The organism is Blastococcus sp. SYSU DS1021 (assembly GCF_054050995.1).
This window is the reverse complement of record NZ_JBJHAL010000014.1, coordinates 93,990-112,895: the sequence shown is the minus strand read 5'-3', so window position 1 is coordinate 112,895 and position 18,906 is coordinate 93,990. Positions and strand designations below refer to the sequence as shown.

Here is an 18,906-nt window from a genome sequence, read left to right as displayed (position 1 = left end):
CCCCCCCCCCCCCCCCCCCCCCCGCACCCCGCCCCCCCCGCGGGCCCCCCGCCCCCCGGGGGCGGCCCCCCCCCCCCCCCCCCCCCGCCCCCCCCCCCCCCGGACGATCAGGTCACCTGATCAACAGCGGGGCGGCGATCCCGGCGACGGTGGGCTCAACTCCACGGGACCGCGACCCGCCGCCCACCGAGGTCGTGGACGTCCACCTCGACGTCGAACACCTTCCGCAGCAGCTCCGGGGTCATCAGCTCGGCGGTGGGCCCGGCGGCGACGAGGTGGCCGTCGCGCATCGCGACGATGCGATCGGAGTAGGCCGAGGCGACGTTCACGTCGTGCACCACGAGGACGACGGTGCGGCCCAGCTCGTCGGCCATCCCCCGGAGCATCCGCATCATCTGGACGGCGTGCCGCATGTCCAGGTTGTTCAGCGGCTCGTCGAGCAGCACGTAGTCGGTGCCCTGGCACATCACCATCGCGACGTACGCGCGCTGGCGCTGCCCACCGGAGAGCTGGTCCAGGTGCCGATCGGCCAACGGGCCGAGCTCGAACCAGTCCAGCGCCTCGTCGATGCGCGCGCGGTCCTCGGCGGTCAGCCGCCCACCCGAGTGCGGGAAGCGGCCGAAGGCGACGAGCTCGCGGACGGTCAGCCGCACGGTCATCGAGTTCTCCTGGCGCAGCACCGCCAGCCGGCGGGCCAGCACCGGGCCCGGCGTCCGGGCGACGTCCATGCCGTCGACGAGCACCCGGCCGCTGTCGGGGGGCAGCAGCCGCGCCGCGACCGACAGCAGCGTCGACTTGCCCGCGCCGTTGGCGCCGATCAGCGAGGTGATGCCGCCGGCGGGGACGGTCAGCGAGACGTCGTCGACCACACGGGTGCCGCCGTAGGACTTGCAGACGCTCTCGATCTCGATCACTGGCCGTGCTCCCTCACTGACGGGACTCCCGGACGAGGAGGGCGATGAAGACGATCCCGCCCACGAAGTTGATGACGATGCTCAGCGCCGAGTTGAAACCGAACACCCGCTCGAGCACCAGCTGGCCGCCCACCAGGGCGAGCACCGCGAGCAGCGCCGCCCCGGGCAGCACCCAGGCGTGCCGGTGGGTGCCCAGCAGCTGGCGGGCGAGGTTCGCCACGAGCAGCCCCAGGAACGTCACCGGGCCGACGAGCGCCGTGGCGACGCCCACGAGCACCGCCACCGCCAGCAGCGCCCGGTTGACCACCCGCCGGTGCTCGACGCCCAGGCCGATCGCGGTGTCACGGCCGAGCGCGACGACGTCCAGCCGGGGGAGCAGCCGCCACACCGCGACCGTGACCAGCCCGACGACCACGGCCGACAGCGTCAGCAGCCGCACGTCGACGGAGTTGAAGCTGGCGAACATCAGGTCCTGCAGCGTGAGGAACTCGTTGGGGTCGATGAGCCGGGAGACCAGCAGCGTGAGGCTGAGGAAGAGGCCGCCGAGCACCACGCCGAGCAGCACCAGGACGTACACGTCGCGCGCGGTGCGCCCGAACAGGAGGCGGTAGAGGCCCGCGCCGAAGGCGACCAGCACGACGACCTCGACCAGGAACCGCAGCCGCGGGTCGGTCGAGGTGACCGTCGAGGCGCCGAGCAGGAAGACGCCGAGGGTCTGGATCAGCACGAAGAGCCGGTCGAACCCCATGATCTCGGGGGTGAGGATCCGGTTGTTCGCGACCGTCTGAAACAGCACGGTCGACACCGCGATCGCCACCCCGACCACGACCATCGCCGCGACCCGCCGGCCGCGCATCTGCAGCGCGAAGCTCCAGGACCCGCTCACCCCGACGGTCAGGAAGGCGGCGACGGCGACGACGGCGAGCACCGCCAGCACGACCAGCGTGCGACGCCGGCGGGTCGCCTGCTGCGCCGCGGTCGGTGACCCGGTGCGGTCCAGGACGCTCACGAGACCCCCCGGCTGCGCGCCCGCAGCAGCAGCGCGATGAACAGCACCCCGCCGATGACCCCGCCGACCATGCCGACGGGGACCTCGTAGGGGTAGCGGATGATCCGGCCGAGGACGTCGCAGACCAGCACGAAGGCCGCTCCCGTCAGGGCCGTCACCGGCAGCACGCGGCGCAGGTTGTCCCCCATCGCCAGCGTGACGATGTTGGGGACGACGAGGCCCAGGAACGGGATGTTGCCCACGGTCACCACCACGATGGCGGTCACCACCGAGGCGATGGCCAGCCCGGTCGTGACCACCTTCGTGTACGAGACGCCCAGGTTGATCGCGAAGCTCTCGCCCATGCCGGCCGCGGAGAACCGGTCGGCGAAGAGGTAGGCCACCACGGTCGCGGCCAGCACCAGGTACAGCAGCTCGTAGCGGCCCGACAGCACGCCGGAGAAGTCGCCGTTCATCCAGGCGTCGATGGACTGCAGCAGGTCGAACCGGTACGCGAGGAAGGCCGCGGCGGCGCTGACCACGCCACCGAGCAGGATGCCGACGAGCGGCACCACGAGGATGTCGGTGAGCACCATGCGGCGCAGCAGCCAGACGAAGAAGAAGGTGCCGGCCAGCGAGAACACCGTCGCGATCGTCATCTTGCCGAGCAGCGAGGCGCCGCCGAACCACAGCGTGGCGACGACCAGCCCCAGCCCCACCCACTCGGTGGTGCCGGCGGTCTGCGGCGAGACGAACCGGTTGCGGGTCAGCGACATCATCACCAGGCCCGCCACCGCCGTCGCCGAGCCGGCCAGCAGGATCGCCAGCAGCCGGGGCACCCGGCTGGTGAGGAACACCCGCGCCTGCGCCTCGTCGGGGTCGAGGAGGTCCAGCGGCGTGAGGTCGCTGACCCCGATGAACAGCGAGCCGAACGAGGCGGCGGCCAGCAGCAGGAGCGCCACCGCGATGTGCCACCGTTGCACGCCGCGCGGAGAGAGCGTGCCGGTCATGCTCGTCGCGTCACTCGACGCTGGCCGCGATCTCCTCGACCATCGCCTCCACCGACGGCAGCCCGTTCGGCGTGAGGTACCAGTCGGTCGAGTCGAGGTAGTAGACGGCGTCGTCCTGCCACGCCGTCGTGCTGCGGACCAGGTCGTTGTCCAGCACCTGCTCGGCCGCCTCGCCGGCCTCGCCGATGGCGGCGTCCCGGTCGATGACGTAGAGGATGTCCGGGTTGGTCTCGGCGATGAACTCGAAGGAGATCGCGTCACCGTGGGTGGCGTCGCTGACGTTCTCGTCGGCCGGGGCCACGCCCAGGACGTCGTGGATCAGCCCACCGAACCGCGAGCCGGGGCCGTAGGCGCTGACCTCGCCGGCGGTGGTGAGGACGATCAGGCCCGTGCCCGCGCCCTCGGCCGCCTCGGCGACCTCGGCCGTCCGCGCGTCGAGCGCCTCGAGGCGCTCGGCCACCGCGTCCTCCTCGCCGAAGACCTCGGCGAGGGCGGTGGTGCGCTCGGTGAAGGACTCCAGGAAGTTCGTGTTGTCCACGCTGAGATCGATGGTCGGCGCGATCTGCTCGAGCTCGGGGTACACCGCGGCCGACCGGCCACCGACGATGATCAGGTCGGGCCCGAGGGCGTTGACGGCCTCGTAGTCGGGCTCGAACAGCGAGCCGACCTTCGCGTACTCGTCGCCCCCGTACTGGCTCAGGGACTCGGGGTAGGCGGCCTCCGGCACGCCGTCGACCTCGACGCCGAGGCTGTCCAGCGTGGCCAGGCTGCCCAGGTCGAACACCACGACCGTCTCGGGGTCGACCGGCACGGTGGTCTCGCCCTGCGCGTGGGTGACCGTGACCTCGGCGGAGCCCCCGGTCGACGCGGTCTCGGCCTCGGTGTCGTCGCCGCCGCAGGCCGACAGCGCCAGGACGGCGGAGAGGGGCAGGGCGAGGGCGGCGAGCGGCCGGGCGCTGGTACGCATGGGTCTCCGATCACGACAAAGGTCAGGCACGCCTTAGTTAGGCGGGCCTAAGGTGTCATACCGGTCCCGGATGGTCACCAGCGGGGGGGGCACACGGGCCCCCGATCCCGGGGTACGGACGGCCCGGCGGGAGGATGAGCCCCGTGCCGGCACCCGATCTCTCCCGCGGAGGGCTGCGGTGACGCCCGTCCTCGTCGTCGCCGCCACCGTCGTCGCCGTGGTCGTGGTCGTGCTGGGACTCGCTTCCAGCGCCGCCGGCCGGCGGATCGGCGTCCTGCACCTGGCCGGGGCGGGCCTGTTGGAGGCGCTGCTCGTGGTGCAGGCCGTGCTCGCGTTCGCACGGATGGAGAACGGCACGCCCGCCGACACCCCGACGTTCCTGGGCTACCTGTTCGGCGTGCTGCTCATCCCCGTCGCCGGCGTGCTGTGGGCACAGGCGGAGCGCACCCGCTGGGCGGGCACCGTCCTGGCGGTCGCGGCGGCCGCCGTCGCCGTCATGCTCTGGCGCCTGCTGCAGCTGTGGGAGGCCACCGGTGCGTGAGCGCGGGCTCGGCCGCCCCGCGGAGCCGGCCGCGACGGGGACCACCGCCGGACCGGCGCGCGTGCTGGTGCTGGTCTACGGGATCTTCGCCCTCGCGGCCGGGGCCCGCGCGGGGGTGCAGCTGGCCACCCGGTTCGACGAGGCTCCCCTGGCATACCTGCTGTCGGCGTTCGCGGCGGCGGTCTACGCGGTGGCCACCGTGGGCCTCGCCCGCGGGGGGCGCGGCGGCCGACGAACCGCGCTGGCCGCCATCGTCGTCGAGCTGGTCGGCGTCCTGGTCGTGGGCACCCTGTCGGTGGCCGACCCAGCGGCCTTCCCCGACGAGACGGTGTGGTCCGGCTACGGCCGGGGCTACGGCTACGTGCCGCTCGTGCTGCCCGTCCTCGGGCTGGCGCTGCTGGCGCGGCGCCGACGGCCGGCCCGGTGACCGGCGGGCCGGCTCGGAGGTCACCGCCGAGCCGGCCCGGGGAACCGCGGTCAGTCCCCGCCGCTGCGCAGCAGGCCGTAGGCGCCACGGTGGAAGAGCAGCGGACGGCGGTCGGGCGCCGCACCCAGGTCGAGCACCCGGGCGACGGCGATCGTGTGGTCGCCGCCGTCGTACTCGGCCCACAGCTCCCCGTCGATCCAGGCCACGACGTCGTCGAGCACCGGCGAGCCCTGCGGGCTGGGCGTCCACGGGACCCCGGCGAACTTGTCGGCGCTGGACCGGGCGAAGTTCTGCGAGACGGCGTCCTGCCCCTCGGCCAGCACGTTCACGCAGAACCGGCCGATCTCCCGCAGCCGGGCCCAGGTGCGCGAGGTGCGGGCCGGGGCGAGGGCAACGAGCGGCGGGTCCAGTGACAGCGAGCTGAACGACTGGCAGGTGAAGCCGATCGGCCCGTCGGGGGTGTCCGCGGTGACCACGGTGACCCCGGAGGCGAAGTGCCCGAGCACGTCCCGCATCACCCGGGGATCGACGATCCGCGGCGGCTCGGAGACCGCGTCGGCCGGCATCAGCGGGCTCCGCCGGAGCGCGGGACCGACCGGCCGCCGGCGCGGTACAGCGAGCTCGGCAGCTCGTGGCCCACGGCCTGCTCGGTGACCCGGGCAGCGTCCAGCAGCGCGTCGAGGTCCAGGCCGGTGCGCACCCCGGACTCCTCCAGCATGTAGACCAGCTCCTCGGTCGCGATGTTGCCGCTGGCGCCCGGGGCGAACGGGCAGCCGCCCAGCCCGCCGACCGACGCGTCCAGCTGGGTGACCCCGGCCTGCACGGCGGCCAGCGCGTTGGCCTGGCCGGTACCCCGGGTGTCGTGGAAGTGCACGCCGACGGGGACGCCCGGGCAGGCCCGGCGGACCGCGTCGAGGAGGGTGACCACCCGCAGCGGCGTCGTCGTCCCGATGGTGTCACCGAGGCAGAGCTGGTCGGCGCCGGCGGTGACGGCGGCGCGGGCGACGTCGACGGTGCGGGCCACCGGGGTGCGGCCGTCGAACGGGCAGTCCCAGGCGGTGGCGATGATGACCTCGAGCGAGCCACCGGCGCCATGGGCCAGCGCGGCGATCTCGCCCACCGCGGCGACGGCCTCGGCGGTGCCGCGCCCGGCGTTGGCGCGGCTGTGGCCGTCGGAGGCCGAGACGACGTACTCGAGGTCGGCGACGCCGGCGTCCACCGCCCGGACGGCACCGCGCGGGTTGGCGACCAGGGCCGACCAGTGCACCCCCGGCCACCTCGCCAGCTCGGCGGCGACCTGATCGGCGTCGGCGAGCGCGGGCACGGCCTTCGGGGACACGAACGACGTCGCCTCGATCCGGCGGACGCCGGTGGCGACCAGCGCCTCCAGCATCGCCAGCTTGCCGGCCAGCGGCACGGGTGCCTCCAGCTGCAGCCCGTCGCGCATACCCACCTCGCGGACGTCGACCGAGCTGGGCAGCACCAGGTCGAACTCGTTCATCTGCGTCTCCTCGGCACCGGCAACGTTGCTCCCCCCGCATCCTCCCCCTCCGCCCTGTCGTTCCCCCGATCAGGCGTCTCGGAACGGCGACAGGCGGCCCGGCCAGCGAACCGTCGTCCCCGTCGCGCAAGATGGAGGTGGCACTGGAGGTGTGCAGTGGGCGAGGTGGCGGACGCGCTGCCCCCGGCGGATCGGCGGAGTGTCTTCGCCAACGCGCCGATGGGGATCGCCTTGACGACCCCTGGCGGCCTCCTCGTCGACGTCAACCCCGCACTCGCGGAGATGGTCGGCCGCTCCGCCGAGGAGCTGCACGGGCGCTCGGTGATGGACCTGGTCCACCCCGACGCCGTCGCGGCTGCCCAGGAGGCGCACGGCGTCCTCACCGCCGAGCCCGGCCGACCGATGCGGCACGAGACCCGGCTCACCCGGGCCGACGGCTCGCACATCCCGGTGCAGATCACCGCGTCCTGGGTGCCCGAGACGCCCGACGGGCAGGCGGCGCACCTGGTGCTGATCGTGGAAGACATCACCGAGCGCAAGGCGCTCGAGGCGCAGCTGGTGCACCGCTCGCTGCACGACCCCCTCACCGGCCTGCCCAACCGGCTGCTCTTCCAGGACCGGCTGCGGCACGCGCTCGACCGGGGCCGTCGCGAGAAGACCCCCACCTGCGTGCTGATCATCGACCTCGACGGCTTCAAGGCGATCAACGACGAGCTCGGCCACCCGATGGGTGACCTGGTCCTCGTCTCCTTCGCCGACCGGCTCCGCTCGGTCCTGCGGGCCAGCGACACCGCGGCCCGCCTGGGCGGGGACGAGTTCAGCATCGTCTGCGAGAACACCGAGCGCCGCGACGCCGAGGCCCTGGCCGACCGGCTGCGCACCACGGTCACCGAGCCGCTCGACCTCGACGGCACCCGGGTGCCCGTGGGGATCAGCATCGGCATCGGCACGGCCAGGGGCGGCGAGGAGCCGGAAGAGGTCTACGAGCGGGTCGTGCGGGCCGCCGACGACGACATGTACGCCGACAAGGCCCGCCGCCGCCGGGCCGGCCGCCGCCGCTGACCCGCGTCCGCGGAGCAGGGCCGCGGCGGGCTGCGGTCAGCCCAGGGCGCGGCCCACCGCGATGGCGCGGGTGTCCGGCGCGGCCACCCGGGCAGCGTCGGCCTCCTGGTCGCCCAGTTCGGTCTGCGAGCGGCGCTCGGCCTCCACCCGTGCGGTGTAGCTGGCCACCTCGTTGGCGATCCGCTGCTCGTCCCAGCCCAGCACGTCGGCGACCGCGCGGGCGACCGGCTCGGCGCACACCACGCCGCGGTGGGCGGTCTCGATGGAGATGCGCGTCCGGCGGGCCAGCAGGTCGTCCAGGTGCAGCGCCGCCTCGTGCGCGGCCGCCCACACCATCTCGACCATGAGGTACTCCTCGGCCCCGGGCACCGGGTCCAGCAGCTCGGGTCGCCCCTCGGCCAGCGCGAGGACGTCGGGGGTCAGGGACCCGAACCGCTTCAGCAGGTGCTCGGCGCGGAACCGGGGGATGTCCCACCGCCGGGAGAGGCCGTCGAGGGAGTTCAGCATCGCCGCGTACCCCTCGGCGCCCACCAGGGGGATGTTCTCCGTGACGCTCGGGGGCACGGTGCGGCTCACGTCCACGGCCACGGCGTCCACCGCGTCCGCGGCCATCGGGCGGTACGTCGTGTACTTGCCGCCGGCCACGGCGATCACGCCGGGCATCGGGCGGGCGACGGCGTGCTCGCGGGAGAGCTGGCTGGTCGACTCGCTCTCGCCGGACAGCAACGGGCGCAGGCCGGCGTAGACGCCGGTGATGTCGTCGTGGGTGATCGGCACCGCCAGCACCTCGTTGACCCGCTCGAGGATGTAGTCGATGTCGGCCTTGCTGGCCGCCGGGTGCGCCTTGTCCAGCGCCCAGTCGGTGTCGGTCGTCCCGATGATCCAGTGGCTGCCCCAGGGGATGACGAAGAGCACCGACTTCTCCGTGCGCAGGATCAGCCCGGTCTCCCCGTTGATCCGGTCGCGGGGGACGACCACGTGCACGCCCTTGCTGGCCCGCACGTGGAACCGCCCGCGCCCGCCGACCAGCGTCTGGATGTCGTCGGTCCACACACCGGTGGCGTTGACCACCACCTCGCTCCTGACGTCGACCTCCCGGCCGGTCTCCACGTCCCGCACCCGGGCCCCCACGACCCGGCCGCCGGCGTGGGCGAAGGAGACCACCTCGGCGGAGTTCAGCACGGTGGCCCCGTACGCCGCCGCGGTGCGGGCCACGGTGAGCGTGTGCCGGGCGTCGTCGGCCTGGGCGTCGAAGTAGCGGATGGCGCCGACGAGGTAGTCCGGCTTGAGCGCCGGGAACAGCCGCCGGGCGCCGGTGCGGGTGAGGTGCTTCTGCGCCGGCATCGGGTCGGCGAGCGCGCCGAGCCGGGCCAGCCCGTCGTAGAGGGTCAGCCCCGCCGCGACGTAGGGCCGCTCCCAGTGGTGGGTCAGCGGGTACAGGAAGGGCACCGGCCGGACCAGGTGCGGGGCGAGCCGGTTGACCGACAGGTCACGCTCGTGCAGCGCCTCCCGGACCAGGCCGAAGTCGAGCTGTTCCAGGTAGCGCAGACCCCCGTGGAACAGCTTCGAGGAGCGGGAGGAGGTGCCGCTGGCGAAGTCGCGGGCCTCGACCAGGGCCGTGCGCAGACCGCGGGTGGCGGCGTCCAGCGCCACCCCGGCCCCGGTCACCCCGCCGCCGACGACGAGGACCTCGAAGCCCTCCTCCGCGAGCTCGGCCCAGGCCTGGGCGCGCTGCTCCGGCCCGAGCGGGCGTACTGCCGTCATCTGCACTCCCCGGGGGATGCCCGCCCACCGGACGGGAACGCGCTGGGAGGTGCCCGGGCACCGGTGCACCTCCGTGTCACTGCTCTCCGCCGCGGGCAGGCGTCCTCCGCCACCCCCGGCTACCGGCCACGGTAGGTCGACCCCGGACGCCCGTCGACGTGCGGCGTCCTACATCGTCGCACCGGAAGAGGGAACGACAGCGTCCCGGATGCCCTACCGTCGGGCGCCATGCCGGGCACCGTGCAGTCCATCGAGCGGGCCGCGGCGATCCTGCAGGTGATCGCCGGGGCGCGGAACGCACTCGGGGTCACCGAGATCGCCGAGACCGTCGGGCTGGCCAAGACCACCACCCACGGCCTGCTGCGCACGTTGCTGCACGTGGGGTTCGTGGCGCAGGACCGGGCGACCGGCCGGTACAGCATCGGCCCGGGCCTGCTGCGGCTGGGGAGTTCCCTGGACGTCAACGAGCTCCGCGCGCGCGCATCGAACTGGGCCGACGCACTCGCCGCCCGCAGCGGGCACACGGTGCGGCTGGCCACGCTCGCCGGCGAGGACGAGGTGGTCGTCGTCCACCACGTCTTCCGGCCCGACGACTCGGCCCAGGTGCTCGAGGTGGGGGTCGCGCTGCCCGCGCGGACGACGGGACTGGGCAAGGTCCTCCTGGCGCACGCGCTCGAGCCCCGGCCGGCGCGGACCGCCACCGGGAACCGCGCCGCCGGGCTGGCCGAGGTGCGGACCCGCGGCTGGGCGGCCGACCGGGGGGAGCACGAGCCCGGCCGCGGGTGCATCGCCGCCCCCGTCCGGGGGCCCGGCGGGCCGGTCGTGGCCGCGCTGGGCGTGAACGGCCCCGTGACCTCGTTGTTCGACGGCCGTGGCGCGCCCCGGAGCCTGCTCCTCGGCATGGTCACCGATGCGGCCACCGCCGTCTCCCGGGAACTGGGGTACGGCGGTGCCTGACCGGTACGTCCTCGCCGTGGACCAGGGGACGACGTCGACCCGCTCCCTGGTCTTCGACCGCGGTGGGCGCATGGTCGCCGTCCGGCAGCGGGAGCACCGGCAGTACTTCCCCCGCCCGGGATGGGTCGAGCACGACCCGATGGAGATCTGGGCGAACACCCGGTGGACCGCCGACCAGGTGCTGGCCGACGTCGGTGGTGCGGGCACCGTGGTCGCCCTCGGCATCGCCAACCAGCGGGAGACCACCGTCGTCTGGGACCGGGCCACCGGCCGGCCCGTGCTGCGGGCCCTGGTCTGGCAGGACACCCGGACGGCGGACCTGGTCGCCGAGCTCGGCGCGCGCCCGGAGGCACCGCTGGTGCCCGAGCGCAGCGGCATGGCGATCGCCGGCTACTTCTCCGGGCCGCGGCTGCGCTGGATCCTCGAGCACGTGCCCCGCGCCCGGGAACGGGCGGAGCGCGGGGAGCTGCTGTTCGGGACGATGGAGACCTGGCTCATCTGGAACCTCACCGGCGGGCCGGACGGTGGCCTGCACGTCACCGACGTGACCAATGCCAGCCGCACCCTGCTGATGGACGTCCGCGCCTGCCGCTGGGACCCGGACCTGCTGGACTTCTTCGGCATCCCCGCCCCGATGCTCCCGGAGATCCGGCCCTCGGTCGGCGTGCTCGGCCCGGCGACCGCGCTCGCGCAGCCGTTGCCCATCGCCGGGGCGCTCGGCGACCAGCAGGCGGCGCTGTTCGGGCAGGCGTGCTTCGCGCCGGGGGAGGCCAAGTGCACCTACGGCACCGGGAGCTTCCTGCTGCAGAACACCGGCACGGAACTGGTGCGCACGCGCTCGGGCTCGATCAGCACGGTGGCGTACCAGCTGGCCGGGGAGCCGCCCCGGTACGCGCTGGAGGGATCGGTGGCCGTCGCCGGCGCGCTGGTGCAGTGGCTGCGCGACGGGCTCGGGCTGATCGGCACCGCGCCGGAGGTCGAGACGCTGGCCCGCACGGTGGAGGACAACGGCGGCTGCTACGTCGTCCCCGCGTTCTCCGGCCTGCTGGCCCCGCACTGGCGGGGCGAGGCCCGCGGGCTGGTGGCCGGGCTGACCTCCTACGTCACCAAGGGGCACCTGGCCCGGGCGGTGCTGGAGGCCACCGGCTGGCAGACCCGGGACGTGATCCAGGCGATGGCGGCCGACTCGGGGCTGTCGCTGCCGGCGCTGCGGGTGGACGGCGGGATGACCACCAACAACCTGCTGATGCAGTTCATCGCCGACGTGCTGGACACCCCGGTGGTGCGCCCGATGGTCGGGGAGACCGTGTCGCTCGGTGCCGCGTACGCCGCGGGTCTGGCGGTCGGGGTCTGGTCCGACGTCGCCGCGCTGCGCCGCAACTGGCACCGCGCGGCGCAGTGGACGCCGTCGCCCGGGCGGGCGCAGGCGCTGACCGCGGAGTACCCGCGCTGGGAGCGCGCGGTGCAGCTCAGCATCGCGTGGGGCGCGCCGTGATCGTCACCGTCCGATGATGTCGAACCGCGACTGTTGTCCAGGTCACAGGAGCCCTCCTACGGTCCGCAGAACGGGCTCGGCGGTGGTGACCACCGCCGCGTCCCCGACATCCACGGTCCGCTGTACGGCGGGCCCGCCTCGAGGAGCGCCTACACGTGGACACCCTCGGTCTCTGGACCGTCTTCGGGAGTGAAGTACTCGGCACCGGCATCCTGTTGCTGCTCGGCGTCGGGGTGGTCGCCAACGTCGCCCTGCCCAAGACGTTCGGCAACGGCGGCGGCTGGATCGTCATCATCTTCGGCTGGGGGCTCGCCGTCTTCGCCGGCGTCTTCGCCGGAGCGAGCTCCGGTGCCCACATCAACCCGGCCGTCACCGTCGGCCTGCTGGTCAGCGGGACCGACACGTACGCCATCGGCGTCCCCGTCACCGTCGCCACCACGTTCACCTACTTCGCCGGGCAGCTGGTCGGGGCCTTCCTCGGCGCGGTCGTGGCCTACCTGGCGTACTACGGGCACTACAACGACCCCGAGGCCGCCGGCACCCAGCTGGGCACCTTCGCGACCGGGCCGGCCACCGGCACGGTCAAGGACAACGTGATCAGCGAGATGGTGGGCACGTTCGTGCTGGTCTACATCATCCTGCGGTTCGGGGACACGCCCACCCAGCTCGGCCCGCTGGCCGTCGCCCTGCTGGTCGTCGGCATCGGCGCCTCCCTCGGCGGCCCCACCGGCTACGCCATCAACCCCGCCCGCGACCTCGGGCCCCGCATCGCCCACGCCGTCCTGCCGATCCGGGGCAAGGGGGACAGCAACTGGGGGTACGCCTGGGTCCCGATCGTCGGCCCGCTCCTCGGTGCCGTCCTCGCCGGCGGCCTGTCGCACGTCCCGCTCTGACCACTTCCGATCGAGAGGAACTCCCCATGCCGCAGTACGTCGTAGCCATCGACCAGGGCACCACCAGCACCCGCTGCATGATCTTCGACCACGACGGCGCGGTGGTGTCGGTCGGGCAGAAGGAGCACCAGCAGATCTTCCCGCGGGCCGGGTGGGTCGAGCACGACGCGCTGGAGATCTGGCGGAACACCCGCGAGGTGGTCGGGCAGGCGATAGCGCGCAGCGACGCGGGCGCCTCCGACGTCGTCGCCATCGGGATCACCAACCAGCGCGAGACCGCCGTCGTCTGGGACCGGGCGACCGGGCAGCCGGTCTACAACGCCATCGTCTGGCAGGACACCCGCACGACGAAGATCATCGACGAGCTCGGCGCGCTCGGCGGCGGCGCCGACCGGTACAAGGACAAGGTCGGGCTGCCGCTGGCCACCTACTTCGCCGGCCCGAAGGTGCGCTGGATCCTCGACAACGTCGACGGCGCCCGGGAGCGGGCCGAGCGCGGCGAGCTGCTGATGGGCACCATCGACTCCTGGCTGATCTGGAACATGACCGGCGGGGCCGACGGCGGCCAGCACCTCACGGACGTCTCCAACGCCTCGCGCACGATGCTCATGGACTACCGGACGCTCGCCTGGGACGAGTCCATCGCCGAGGAGATGGGCATCCCGACGTCCATGCTCCCGGAGATCCGCTCCAACTCCGAGGAGTACGGCAGGGGCCGCAAGGCCGGCTTCCTGGGCGGCGTGCCGATCGCCGGCTCGCTCGGCGACCAGCAGGCGGCGACCTTCGGCCAGGTCTGCTTCGAGCGCGGGATGGCCAAGAACACCTACGGCACCGGCAACTTCATGCTGCTCAACACCGGGGAGGAGGCCGTCCCCTCGGAGAACGGCCTGCTCACCACGCTGTGCTACCAGCTCGGCGACGCCAAGCCGGTGTACGCCCTGGAGGGGTCGATCGCCGTGACCGGCTCGCTGGTGCAGTGGGTCCGGGACAACCTGGGCATGATCAAGAGCGCCCCGGAGATCGAGGACCTGGCCCGCTCGGTCGACGACAACGGCGGGGCGTACTTCGTCCCGGCGTTCTCCGGGCTGTTCGCGCCGCACTGGCGCGCCGACGCCCGCGGCGCCGTCGTCGGGCTCACCCGGTACGTCAACAAGGGGCACCTCGCCCGGGCCGTGCTGGAGGCGACCGCCTACCAGACCCGCGAGGTGCTGGACGCGATGAACGCCGACTCCGGCGTCGACCTGACCGAGCTGCGGGTCGACGGCGGCATGGTCGGCAACGAGCTGCTCATGCAGTTCCAGGCCGACCTGCTCGACGTCCCGGTGATCCGGCCGAAGATCGCCGAGACCACCGCGCTGGGCGCCGCCTACGCCGCCGGCCTGGCCGTCGGCTTCTGGTCCGACCTCGACGAGCTGACCGCCAAGTGGGCCGAGGACAAGCGCTGGGAGCCGCAGATGCCTGCCGAGGAGCGGGAGCGCAACTACCGCAACTGGCAGAAGGCGGTGACCAAGTCGCTGGACTGGGTCGACGAGGACGTCAGCTGAAGAAGGACCCCGTCCTCCTCACCCCTCGCAGGCTCGGGGCGAGCCTCCGGACGGGGCCGAGGGGGACGGGCCTCTCAGTAGGTTGTGCGCCTGACTAGTCAGTCGTACTGTCTAGCACGTGACGGAGGACCGCTGGCCCGGGGAGTGGATGCGCGGCGTGCTCTCGCTGTGCGTGCTCCGCGTGGTGGCCGACGGCCCGACGTACGGCTACGCGATCGCCGCCCGGCTGGCCGAGGCCGGCCTCGGTTCGGTGAAGGGCGGCACGCTGTACCCGATCCTGACCCGGCTGGAGACCGAGGGGCTGGTCTCCTCGTCCTGGGAGGCCGGCGACGGCGGGCCGGGCCGCAAATTCTTCACCCTGACCACCGCCGGCGAGCAGGCGCTGCGCGAGCGCGCCGACCAGTGGCGCACGTTCACCGAGCGGGCCGCCGGCCTGCTCTCGTCCCCGTGCGTCCCCGCCTGAGGAGCCCACCATGGGGAAGGTCCTGAACAGCAGCGAGCAGGCCTGGCACGACGCCCTCCTGCTGCGCCTGCGGATGCGCGACGTCCCCGGTGCCCGGATCGGCGAGGTGCTCGCGGAGGTGCAGAGCCACGTCGCCGAGACCGGGGAGCACCCGCGGGAGGCGTTCGGCCCGGCCACGGAGTACGCCGACCGGGTCGCCGACGTGCTCGGGGCCGCCCCCAGCCGCGGCTGGCGGGACACGCTGCGGGGGCTGACCTGGCGGGACCTGGGAACGGCGGCGTCCATCGGGCTGGCCTGCTTCCTGCTCGCCGACTCCCTGTGGGCCCTCGGTGCCGGGGAGACCTCCGTGCTCGACCTGCCCGCGTGGGCCGTCTGCGTGGTCGCCGCGCTCGTGCTCGCCGCCTGCGTCGCCCGGATCGTCCGCACCGTCCGGCACGACGCCTCCGGGGACAAGGTCGTCGACCCGCGGACCGGTGCCGAGATGGTGCCGCTCCCGCGGTGGGCGGGCCTCGTCCTGTTCGGCCTCCCGTTCCTGATGCTCGCCGCCATGGCCGTGGGCGGGTTGCTCGCCCGCTGACCGCGGCGGAGGCGTCAGCTGCCGAGCGCGGTGGCGACGACGGCGCGCGCCTCCTCCTGCACCTGCGCGAGGTGCTCCGGCCCGCGGAAGGACTCGGCGTAGATCTTGTAGACGTCCTCGGTCCCCGAGGGGCGGGCGGCGAACCAGGCGTTCTCCGTGGTCACCTTCAGCCCGCCGATCGGGGCGTCGTTGCCGGGGGCGCGGGTGAGCTTCGCGGTGATCGGCTCCCCGGCCAGCTCGGTGGCGGCGACGTCCTCGGGGGAGAGCTTGCCCAGCGCCGCCTTCTCCGCGCGGGTCGCCGGCGCGTCGATCCGGGCGTAGGCGGACTCGCCGAAGTGGTCGGTGAGCTGCTTGTGCAGCTTCGAGGGGGACCGGCCCGTCACGGCCTGGATCTCGGCGGCCAGCAGCGCGAGCAGGAGGCCGTCCTTGTCCGTCGTCCAGACACCGCCGTCCCGGCGCAGGAACGAGGCGCCGGCGGACTCCTCGCCACCGAAGCCGACCGACCCGTCCAGCAGCCCCGGCACGAACCACTTGAAGCCGACCGGGACCTCGACCAGCTTTCGGTCCAGGTCGGCGACGACCCGGTCGATCAGCGAGCTGGAAACCAGCGTCTTGCCGACGGCGACGTCCTTGGCCCACCCGGGCCGGTGGCTGAGCAGGTAGGCGATCGCGACGGCGAGGAAGTGGTTGGGGTTCATCAGCCCGGCGTCGGGGGTGACGATGCCGTGCCGGTCGGCGTCGGCGTCGTTGCCGGTGGCGATCTGGAACTCGTTCCGGCGGTCGACCAGCGAGGCCATCGCCGCGGGGGAGGAGCAGTCCATCCGGATCTTGCCGTCCCAGTCCAGCGTCATGAACCGCCACGTCGGGTCGACCAGCGGGTTGACCACGGTGAGGTCGAGCCGGTGGCGCTCGGCGATGGCCGCCCAGTAGTCGACGCTGGCACCACCGAGGGGGTCGGCGCCGATGCGCACGCCCGCGTCGCGGATCGCGTCGAGGTCGATGACCTGCGGCAGGTCGTCGACGTAGGTGCCCAGGAAGTCGTAGGCCTGCGCCGTCCCGCGCGCCTGCTCCACCGGTACCCGGCGGACGCCGGAGAGCCCGGCCCGCAGGAGGTCGTTGGCCCGCCCGGCGATCCACCCCGTGGCGTCGGTGTCGGCGGGCCCGCCGGAGGGCGGGTTGTACTTGAAGCCGCCGTCGCGCGGCGGGTTGTGCGACGGGGTGACGACGATGCCGTCCGCGAGCCCCGTCCGCTTCCCCTGGTTGGCCCGCAGGATCGCGTGGCTGATCGCCGGGGTGGGGGTGTAGCGCTCGCCGGCGTCGACCAGAACGGTGACGTCGTTGGCCACCAGCACCTCCAGCGCCGTCGCCCAGGCCGGCTCGGAGAGCGCGTGGGTGTCCCGGCCGAGGAAGAGCGGCCCGTCGTACCGCTGTTCGGCGCGGTACTCGCAGATGGCCTGCGTCGTGGCGAGGATGTGCGCCTCGTTGAACGCCGCGTCGAACGCCGAGCCGCGGTGGCCCGAGGTGCCGAACGCGACCTGCTGCGTCGGCTCGGCCGGGTCCGGCTCGACGGTGTAGTACGCGCTGACCAGCGAGGCGACGTCGATCAGGTCGGCGGGCTGGGCGGGCTGTCCGGCGCGGGCGTCGCTCATGTGATTGATCTTGGCCTGCGCGACGGGTCCGCGCGAGATGTGCGCGCCGGCCCGGGCCGGTGCTCCGACCCGGGCCGGTGCGCGGTTCCTGCCCCGGTCAGCTCGACCGGCGCGGCTCGCCGCGGTAGGTGCCGAACTGCCAGACGTTGCCCTCGGGGTCGCGGATGGTGACGTCCCGGGAGCCGTAGTCAGTGGTGTAGGGGGCCCGCACGATCTCCGCCCCGGCGGCGACGGCCCGCGCGTGCACGCCGTCCGGATCGGCGGTGACCACGTAGCAGCCGGTCGCCTCCACCGGCCACTGGCCGCCGTCGTCCCGGACGGAGCCGAGCATGACCCCGCCGCCCTCGGGCCAGTCGAGCTGGGCGTGGTCGACCCGGTCGCCCTCGCCGTACACCACGGTCTCCTCGAAGCCGAGGACGTCCACGAGGAAGCGGATGAGCCCGCGGGCGTCCCGGGCCCGGAAGGCCGGCCACACCACGGGGGCCGGCGCCGTCTGCTGCTGGTCGGTCTGCTGCGTCGTCGTCATGGCGACGACAGTGCCGTGGCGAGCGCGGCGGTGTCTTGAACGTATCCGAACTCCGCCGCCAGCCAGCGGGTGGGCGGCAGCCCGGAGAAGGCCCGCCACTCCCGGGTCAGGTGCGCCTGGTCGCTGAAGCCGGCGGCGACGGCGAGCCCGGCAAGATCGGGCGGCAGGCCGCGGGAGACCCGCCCCGCGAGCGCACGGCGGGCCCGGTCGAAGCGCACGACCCGGGCTGCCTCCTTGGGTCCCAGCCCCGTCTCGGCGCGGAACCGCTGCTCGAGGTGCCGGGTGGACCAGCCGACCCGGGCGGCCAGCTGGGACACCCGCAGCCGCCCCCCGGCCGCCGTCGTCAGCCGCCAGGCCTCCGCGACCTCCGCCGGGACGCCGTCGACGTCCCGGAGTCGGCGCAGCAGCGCCGCGTCCAGCGCGGCGAACCGTGCGGGCCACCCCGCGGCGGTCCGCAGCCCGTCCACCAGCTCGGTGCCGGCCGGGCCCAGCAGGTCGGTCAGCGGCACGTCCAGCGACGCCAGCTCGCCGGCGGGCAGGCCCAGCAGGGCGCGCGCCCCCAGCGGCGTGAGCGAGAGCTGGATGCCGGCCTGCCGACCGGGGTGCACGATCCGCGCCGGACGGGTGTGCAGGCCGCCGACGAGCGCGTCGAACCGGCCGGGGGACTGGGCGGGGTCGGGGTGGGCGGCCATCTCCAGCGGGTCGTCCAGGGTGAGGACGACGGTCAGCCAGGGGGAGGGCAGGCCCAGGTGCTCGCCGGGCGGGAACCCCTCGTGCCGGTAGCCCAGGGCCGCCGCGACGTACCGGCGCAGCGCCGGGTGCGGGCGGTGCACCACCGACTCCTGCCGCACCCGACCAGCATCGCAGCGACGAGGGCGTGGCTCCAGGGCGTTGCGGACACCGGCAGGCCGAACCCGCGCAGGGCGGCGGTCCGGGGCGCCGAGGCGGCCTCAGTAGCCGGCGGTGGAGGCGATCCCGAAGAGGACGAACAGGGCGAAGAACCCGACCCCGATCCAGCCGAGCACGATGCCGGCCGTCGCCATGCCGCCACCGGCCTCGCCGCGCTCCTGGATCTGCCGCTTGGCCGTGTAGCCGAAGACCAGTGCCAGGATGCTGCCGATCCAGTACAGCCAGAGGATCCCCAGCACCATCGAGGCGATGGCCATGCCGTTGGTGCGCTGGGGCAGCGCGTAGGGATAGCCGTACGGCGGACTGTAGGGCGGGTAGCCGGGGCCGTGCGGTGGCGGCGGGCCCCGGTAAACGCCGGCCTGGGGGTAGCCGCCGTAGGGGGCCTGCGCCTGTCCCCAGGTGGCGGGGCCGGGGGCGCCGTACGGGTCGCCGGCGCCCGGCTGGTGCGGACCTGGGCACGCCATCGACTCACTCCTGGTGGCTGCGCGCCGGCCGGGGGCTCCGGTCCCGAGGCGTCGGCGTCATCCTGACGCGCCGCGGCGGTGGTGCCGACGCGGCGCGCGGTCCAGGCCACCCCGATGAGGCAGGGACGGGCGAGGCGTGCCACCGCCATGTCGTCGCCGGGCGAGCGCCGCGCCCGTGCACATCAAGGACGCGATACGGCCGCTGAACTGGCCTTTTCTGTCGTACCCGCGGCCTAGCCTGGGTGCAACGACGAG

Annotated in this window: 20 protein-coding genes; 9 read left to right on the top strand and 11 right to left on the bottom strand. The window is 74.0% G+C overall.

Features of this window, described 5'->3' with window-relative positions:
- Positions 1-155: 155 nt before the first annotated feature.
- Genes ACI8AP_RS12455 through ACI8AP_RS12440 form a run of 4 tightly spaced genes read right to left on the bottom strand, consistent with a single transcriptional unit; the run spans position 156 to position 3,879 of the window.
- Positions 156-914 carry an iron ABC transporter ATP-binding protein gene (locus ACI8AP_RS12455; protein ID WP_456589659.1) on the bottom strand — a complete coding sequence of 253 codons (759 nt, stop codon included), beginning with the start codon at positions 912-914 and terminating at the stop codon, positions 156-158.
- A 13-nt stretch (positions 915-927) separates the two neighbouring features.
- Positions 928-1,923, bottom strand: coding sequence for an iron chelate uptake ABC transporter family permease subunit (locus ACI8AP_RS12450; RefSeq protein WP_456589658.1), 996 nt, complete (start codon positions 1,921-1,923; stop codon positions 928-930).
- Entirely contained in the window at positions 1,920-2,912 is a 993-nt protein-coding gene (locus ACI8AP_RS12445) for an ABC transporter permease (protein ID WP_456589657.1), read from the bottom strand. The genes ACI8AP_RS12450 and ACI8AP_RS12445 overlap by 4 nt, the downstream gene beginning before the upstream one ends.
- A gap of 10 nt (positions 2,913-2,922) precedes the next feature.
- Positions 2,923-3,879, bottom strand: coding sequence for a siderophore ABC transporter substrate-binding protein (locus ACI8AP_RS12440; RefSeq protein WP_456589656.1), 957 nt, complete (start codon positions 3,877-3,879; stop codon positions 2,923-2,925).
- 178 nt (positions 3,880-4,057) lie between these two features.
- On the opposite strand from ACI8AP_RS12440, the gene ACI8AP_RS12435 reads away from it, so the two are divergent.
- Together ACI8AP_RS12435 and ACI8AP_RS12430 are read left to right on the top strand one after the other, a co-directional pair.
- On the top strand, positions 4,058-4,420 hold the full coding sequence (locus ACI8AP_RS12435; RefSeq protein ID WP_456589655.1) for a hypothetical protein: 363 nt from the start codon (positions 4,058-4,060) through the stop codon (positions 4,418-4,420).
- Positions 4,413-4,847, top strand: coding sequence for a hypothetical protein (locus ACI8AP_RS12430; protein WP_456589654.1), 435 nt, complete (start codon positions 4,413-4,415; stop codon positions 4,845-4,847). The genes ACI8AP_RS12435 and ACI8AP_RS12430 overlap by 8 nt, the downstream gene beginning before the upstream one ends.
- Before the next feature lie 50 nt (positions 4,848-4,897).
- Here the strand turns inward: ACI8AP_RS12430 and ACI8AP_RS12425 are convergent, their stop codons facing one another.
- Together ACI8AP_RS12425 and ACI8AP_RS12420 are read right to left on the bottom strand one after the other, a co-directional pair.
- Positions 4,898-5,413, bottom strand: a complete 516-nt coding sequence (locus ACI8AP_RS12425) for a flavin reductase family protein (protein ID WP_456589653.1) — start codon at positions 5,411-5,413, stop codon at positions 4,898-4,900.
- A complete protein-coding gene (locus ACI8AP_RS12420) occupies positions 5,413-6,348 on the bottom strand; it encodes a hydroxymethylglutaryl-CoA lyase (protein WP_456589652.1) in 936 nt (311 codons plus the stop codon). The genes ACI8AP_RS12425 and ACI8AP_RS12420 overlap by 1 nt, the downstream gene beginning before the upstream one ends.
- Before the next feature lie 156 nt (positions 6,349-6,504).
- Here ACI8AP_RS12420 and ACI8AP_RS12415 point away from each other — a divergent pair, with 156 nt between their 5' ends.
- Positions 6,505-7,410, top strand: a complete 906-nt coding sequence (locus tag ACI8AP_RS12415; protein ID WP_456589651.1) for a GGDEF domain-containing protein — start codon at positions 6,505-6,507, stop codon at positions 7,408-7,410.
- Positions 7,411-7,446: 36 nt separating this feature from the next.
- On the opposite strand, the gene ACI8AP_RS12410 is transcribed toward ACI8AP_RS12415, so the two are convergent.
- Positions 7,447-9,174, bottom strand: coding sequence for a glycerol-3-phosphate dehydrogenase/oxidase (locus ACI8AP_RS12410; RefSeq protein ID WP_456589650.1), 1,728 nt, complete (start codon positions 9,172-9,174; stop codon positions 7,447-7,449).
- Between the two features lie 228 nt (positions 9,175-9,402).
- Here ACI8AP_RS12410 and ACI8AP_RS12405 point away from each other — a divergent pair, with 228 nt between their 5' ends.
- From ACI8AP_RS12405 to ACI8AP_RS12380, 6 genes are all read left to right on the top strand, one after another.
- Entirely contained in the window at positions 9,403-10,131 is a 729-nt protein-coding gene (locus ACI8AP_RS12405) for an IclR family transcriptional regulator (RefSeq protein WP_456589649.1), read from the top strand.
- Positions 10,124-11,626, top strand: coding sequence for a glycerol kinase GlpK (glpK, locus tag ACI8AP_RS12400; protein WP_456589648.1), 1,503 nt, complete (start codon positions 10,124-10,126; stop codon positions 11,624-11,626). Before ACI8AP_RS12405 ends, glpK (ACI8AP_RS12400) begins: the two co-directional genes overlap by 8 nt.
- Before the next feature lie 155 nt (positions 11,627-11,781).
- A complete protein-coding gene (locus ACI8AP_RS12395; RefSeq protein WP_456589647.1) occupies positions 11,782-12,519 on the top strand; it encodes an MIP/aquaporin family protein in 738 nt (245 codons plus the stop codon).
- 26 nt (positions 12,520-12,545) lie between these two features.
- Entirely contained in the window at positions 12,546-14,063 is a 1,518-nt protein-coding gene (glpK, locus tag ACI8AP_RS12390) for a glycerol kinase GlpK (protein ID WP_456589646.1), read from the top strand.
- A 118-nt stretch (positions 14,064-14,181) separates the two neighbouring features.
- Positions 14,182-14,526 carry a PadR family transcriptional regulator gene (locus tag ACI8AP_RS12385; RefSeq protein ID WP_456589645.1) on the top strand — a complete coding sequence of 115 codons (345 nt, stop codon included), beginning with the start codon at positions 14,182-14,184 and terminating at the stop codon, positions 14,524-14,526.
- Between the two features lie 10 nt (positions 14,527-14,536).
- On the top strand, positions 14,537-15,103 hold the full coding sequence (locus tag ACI8AP_RS12380; RefSeq protein WP_456589644.1) for a hypothetical protein: 567 nt from the start codon (positions 14,537-14,539) through the stop codon (positions 15,101-15,103).
- Between the two features lie 14 nt (positions 15,104-15,117).
- On the opposite strand, the gene pgm is transcribed toward ACI8AP_RS12380, so the two are convergent.
- The 4 genes from pgm to ACI8AP_RS12360 form a co-directional block, all read right to left on the bottom strand.
- A complete protein-coding gene (gene pgm / locus ACI8AP_RS12375) occupies positions 15,118-16,752 on the bottom strand; it encodes a phosphoglucomutase (alpha-D-glucose-1,6-bisphosphate-dependent) (protein WP_456589643.1) in 1,635 nt (544 codons plus the stop codon).
- Between the two features lie 97 nt (positions 16,753-16,849).
- Positions 16,850-17,278 carry a VOC family protein gene (locus tag ACI8AP_RS12370; protein WP_456589642.1) on the bottom strand — a complete coding sequence of 143 codons (429 nt, stop codon included), beginning with the start codon at positions 17,276-17,278 and terminating at the stop codon, positions 16,850-16,852.
- The gene (locus ACI8AP_RS12365; RefSeq protein WP_456589641.1) at positions 17,275-18,129 is read right to left on the bottom strand and encodes a helix-turn-helix domain-containing protein; all 855 of its coding nucleotides are present in this window, start codon (positions 18,127-18,129) and stop codon (positions 17,275-17,277) included. Before ACI8AP_RS12365 ends, ACI8AP_RS12370 begins: the two co-directional genes overlap by 4 nt.
- 99 nt (positions 18,130-18,228) lie before the next feature.
- Entirely contained in the window at positions 18,229-18,651 is a 423-nt protein-coding gene (locus ACI8AP_RS12360; protein WP_456589640.1) for a DUF4190 domain-containing protein, read from the bottom strand.
- Positions 18,652-18,906 lie beyond the last annotated feature (255 nt).

What these genes read in the sequence shown, in the direction of transcription:
- ACI8AP_RS12410 (WP_456589650.1), bottom strand. Translation starts at nt 9,174, where the DNA reads ATGACGGCAGTACGCCCGCTCGGGCCGGAGCAGCGCGCCCAGGCCTGG.
- ACI8AP_RS12370 (WP_456589642.1), bottom strand. Translation starts at nt 17,278, where the DNA reads ATGACGACGACGCAGCAGACCGACCAGCAGCAGACGGCGCCGGCCCCC.
- glpK (WP_456589646.1), top strand. Translation starts at nt 12,546, where the DNA reads ATGCCGCAGTACGTCGTAGCCATCGACCAGGGCACCACCAGCACCCGC.
- ACI8AP_RS12405 (WP_456589649.1), top strand. Translation starts at nt 9,403, where the DNA reads ATGCCGGGCACCGTGCAGTCCATCGAGCGGGCCGCGGCGATCCTGCAG.
- ACI8AP_RS12360 (WP_456589640.1), bottom strand. Translation starts at nt 18,651, where the DNA reads ATGGCGTGCCCAGGTCCGCACCAGCCGGGCGCCGGCGACCCGTACGGC.
- ACI8AP_RS12420 (WP_456589652.1), bottom strand. Translation starts at nt 6,348, where the DNA reads ATGAACGAGTTCGACCTGGTGCTGCCCAGCTCGGTCGACGTCCGCGAG.
- ACI8AP_RS12425 (WP_456589653.1), bottom strand. Translation starts at nt 5,413, where the DNA reads ATGCCGGCCGACGCGGTCTCCGAGCCGCCGCGGATCGTCGATCCCCGG.
- ACI8AP_RS12440 (WP_456589656.1), bottom strand. Translation starts at nt 3,879, where the DNA reads ATGCGTACCAGCGCCCGGCCGCTCGCCGCCCTCGCCCTGCCCCTCTCC.
- ACI8AP_RS12380 (WP_456589644.1), top strand. Translation starts at nt 14,537, where the DNA reads ATGGGGAAGGTCCTGAACAGCAGCGAGCAGGCCTGGCACGACGCCCTC.
- ACI8AP_RS12445 (WP_456589657.1), bottom strand. Translation starts at nt 2,912, where the DNA reads ATGACCGGCACGCTCTCTCCGCGCGGCGTGCAACGGTGGCACATCGCG.
- pgm (WP_456589643.1), bottom strand. Translation starts at nt 16,752, where the DNA reads ATGAGCGACGCCCGCGCCGGACAGCCCGCCCAGCCCGCCGACCTGATC.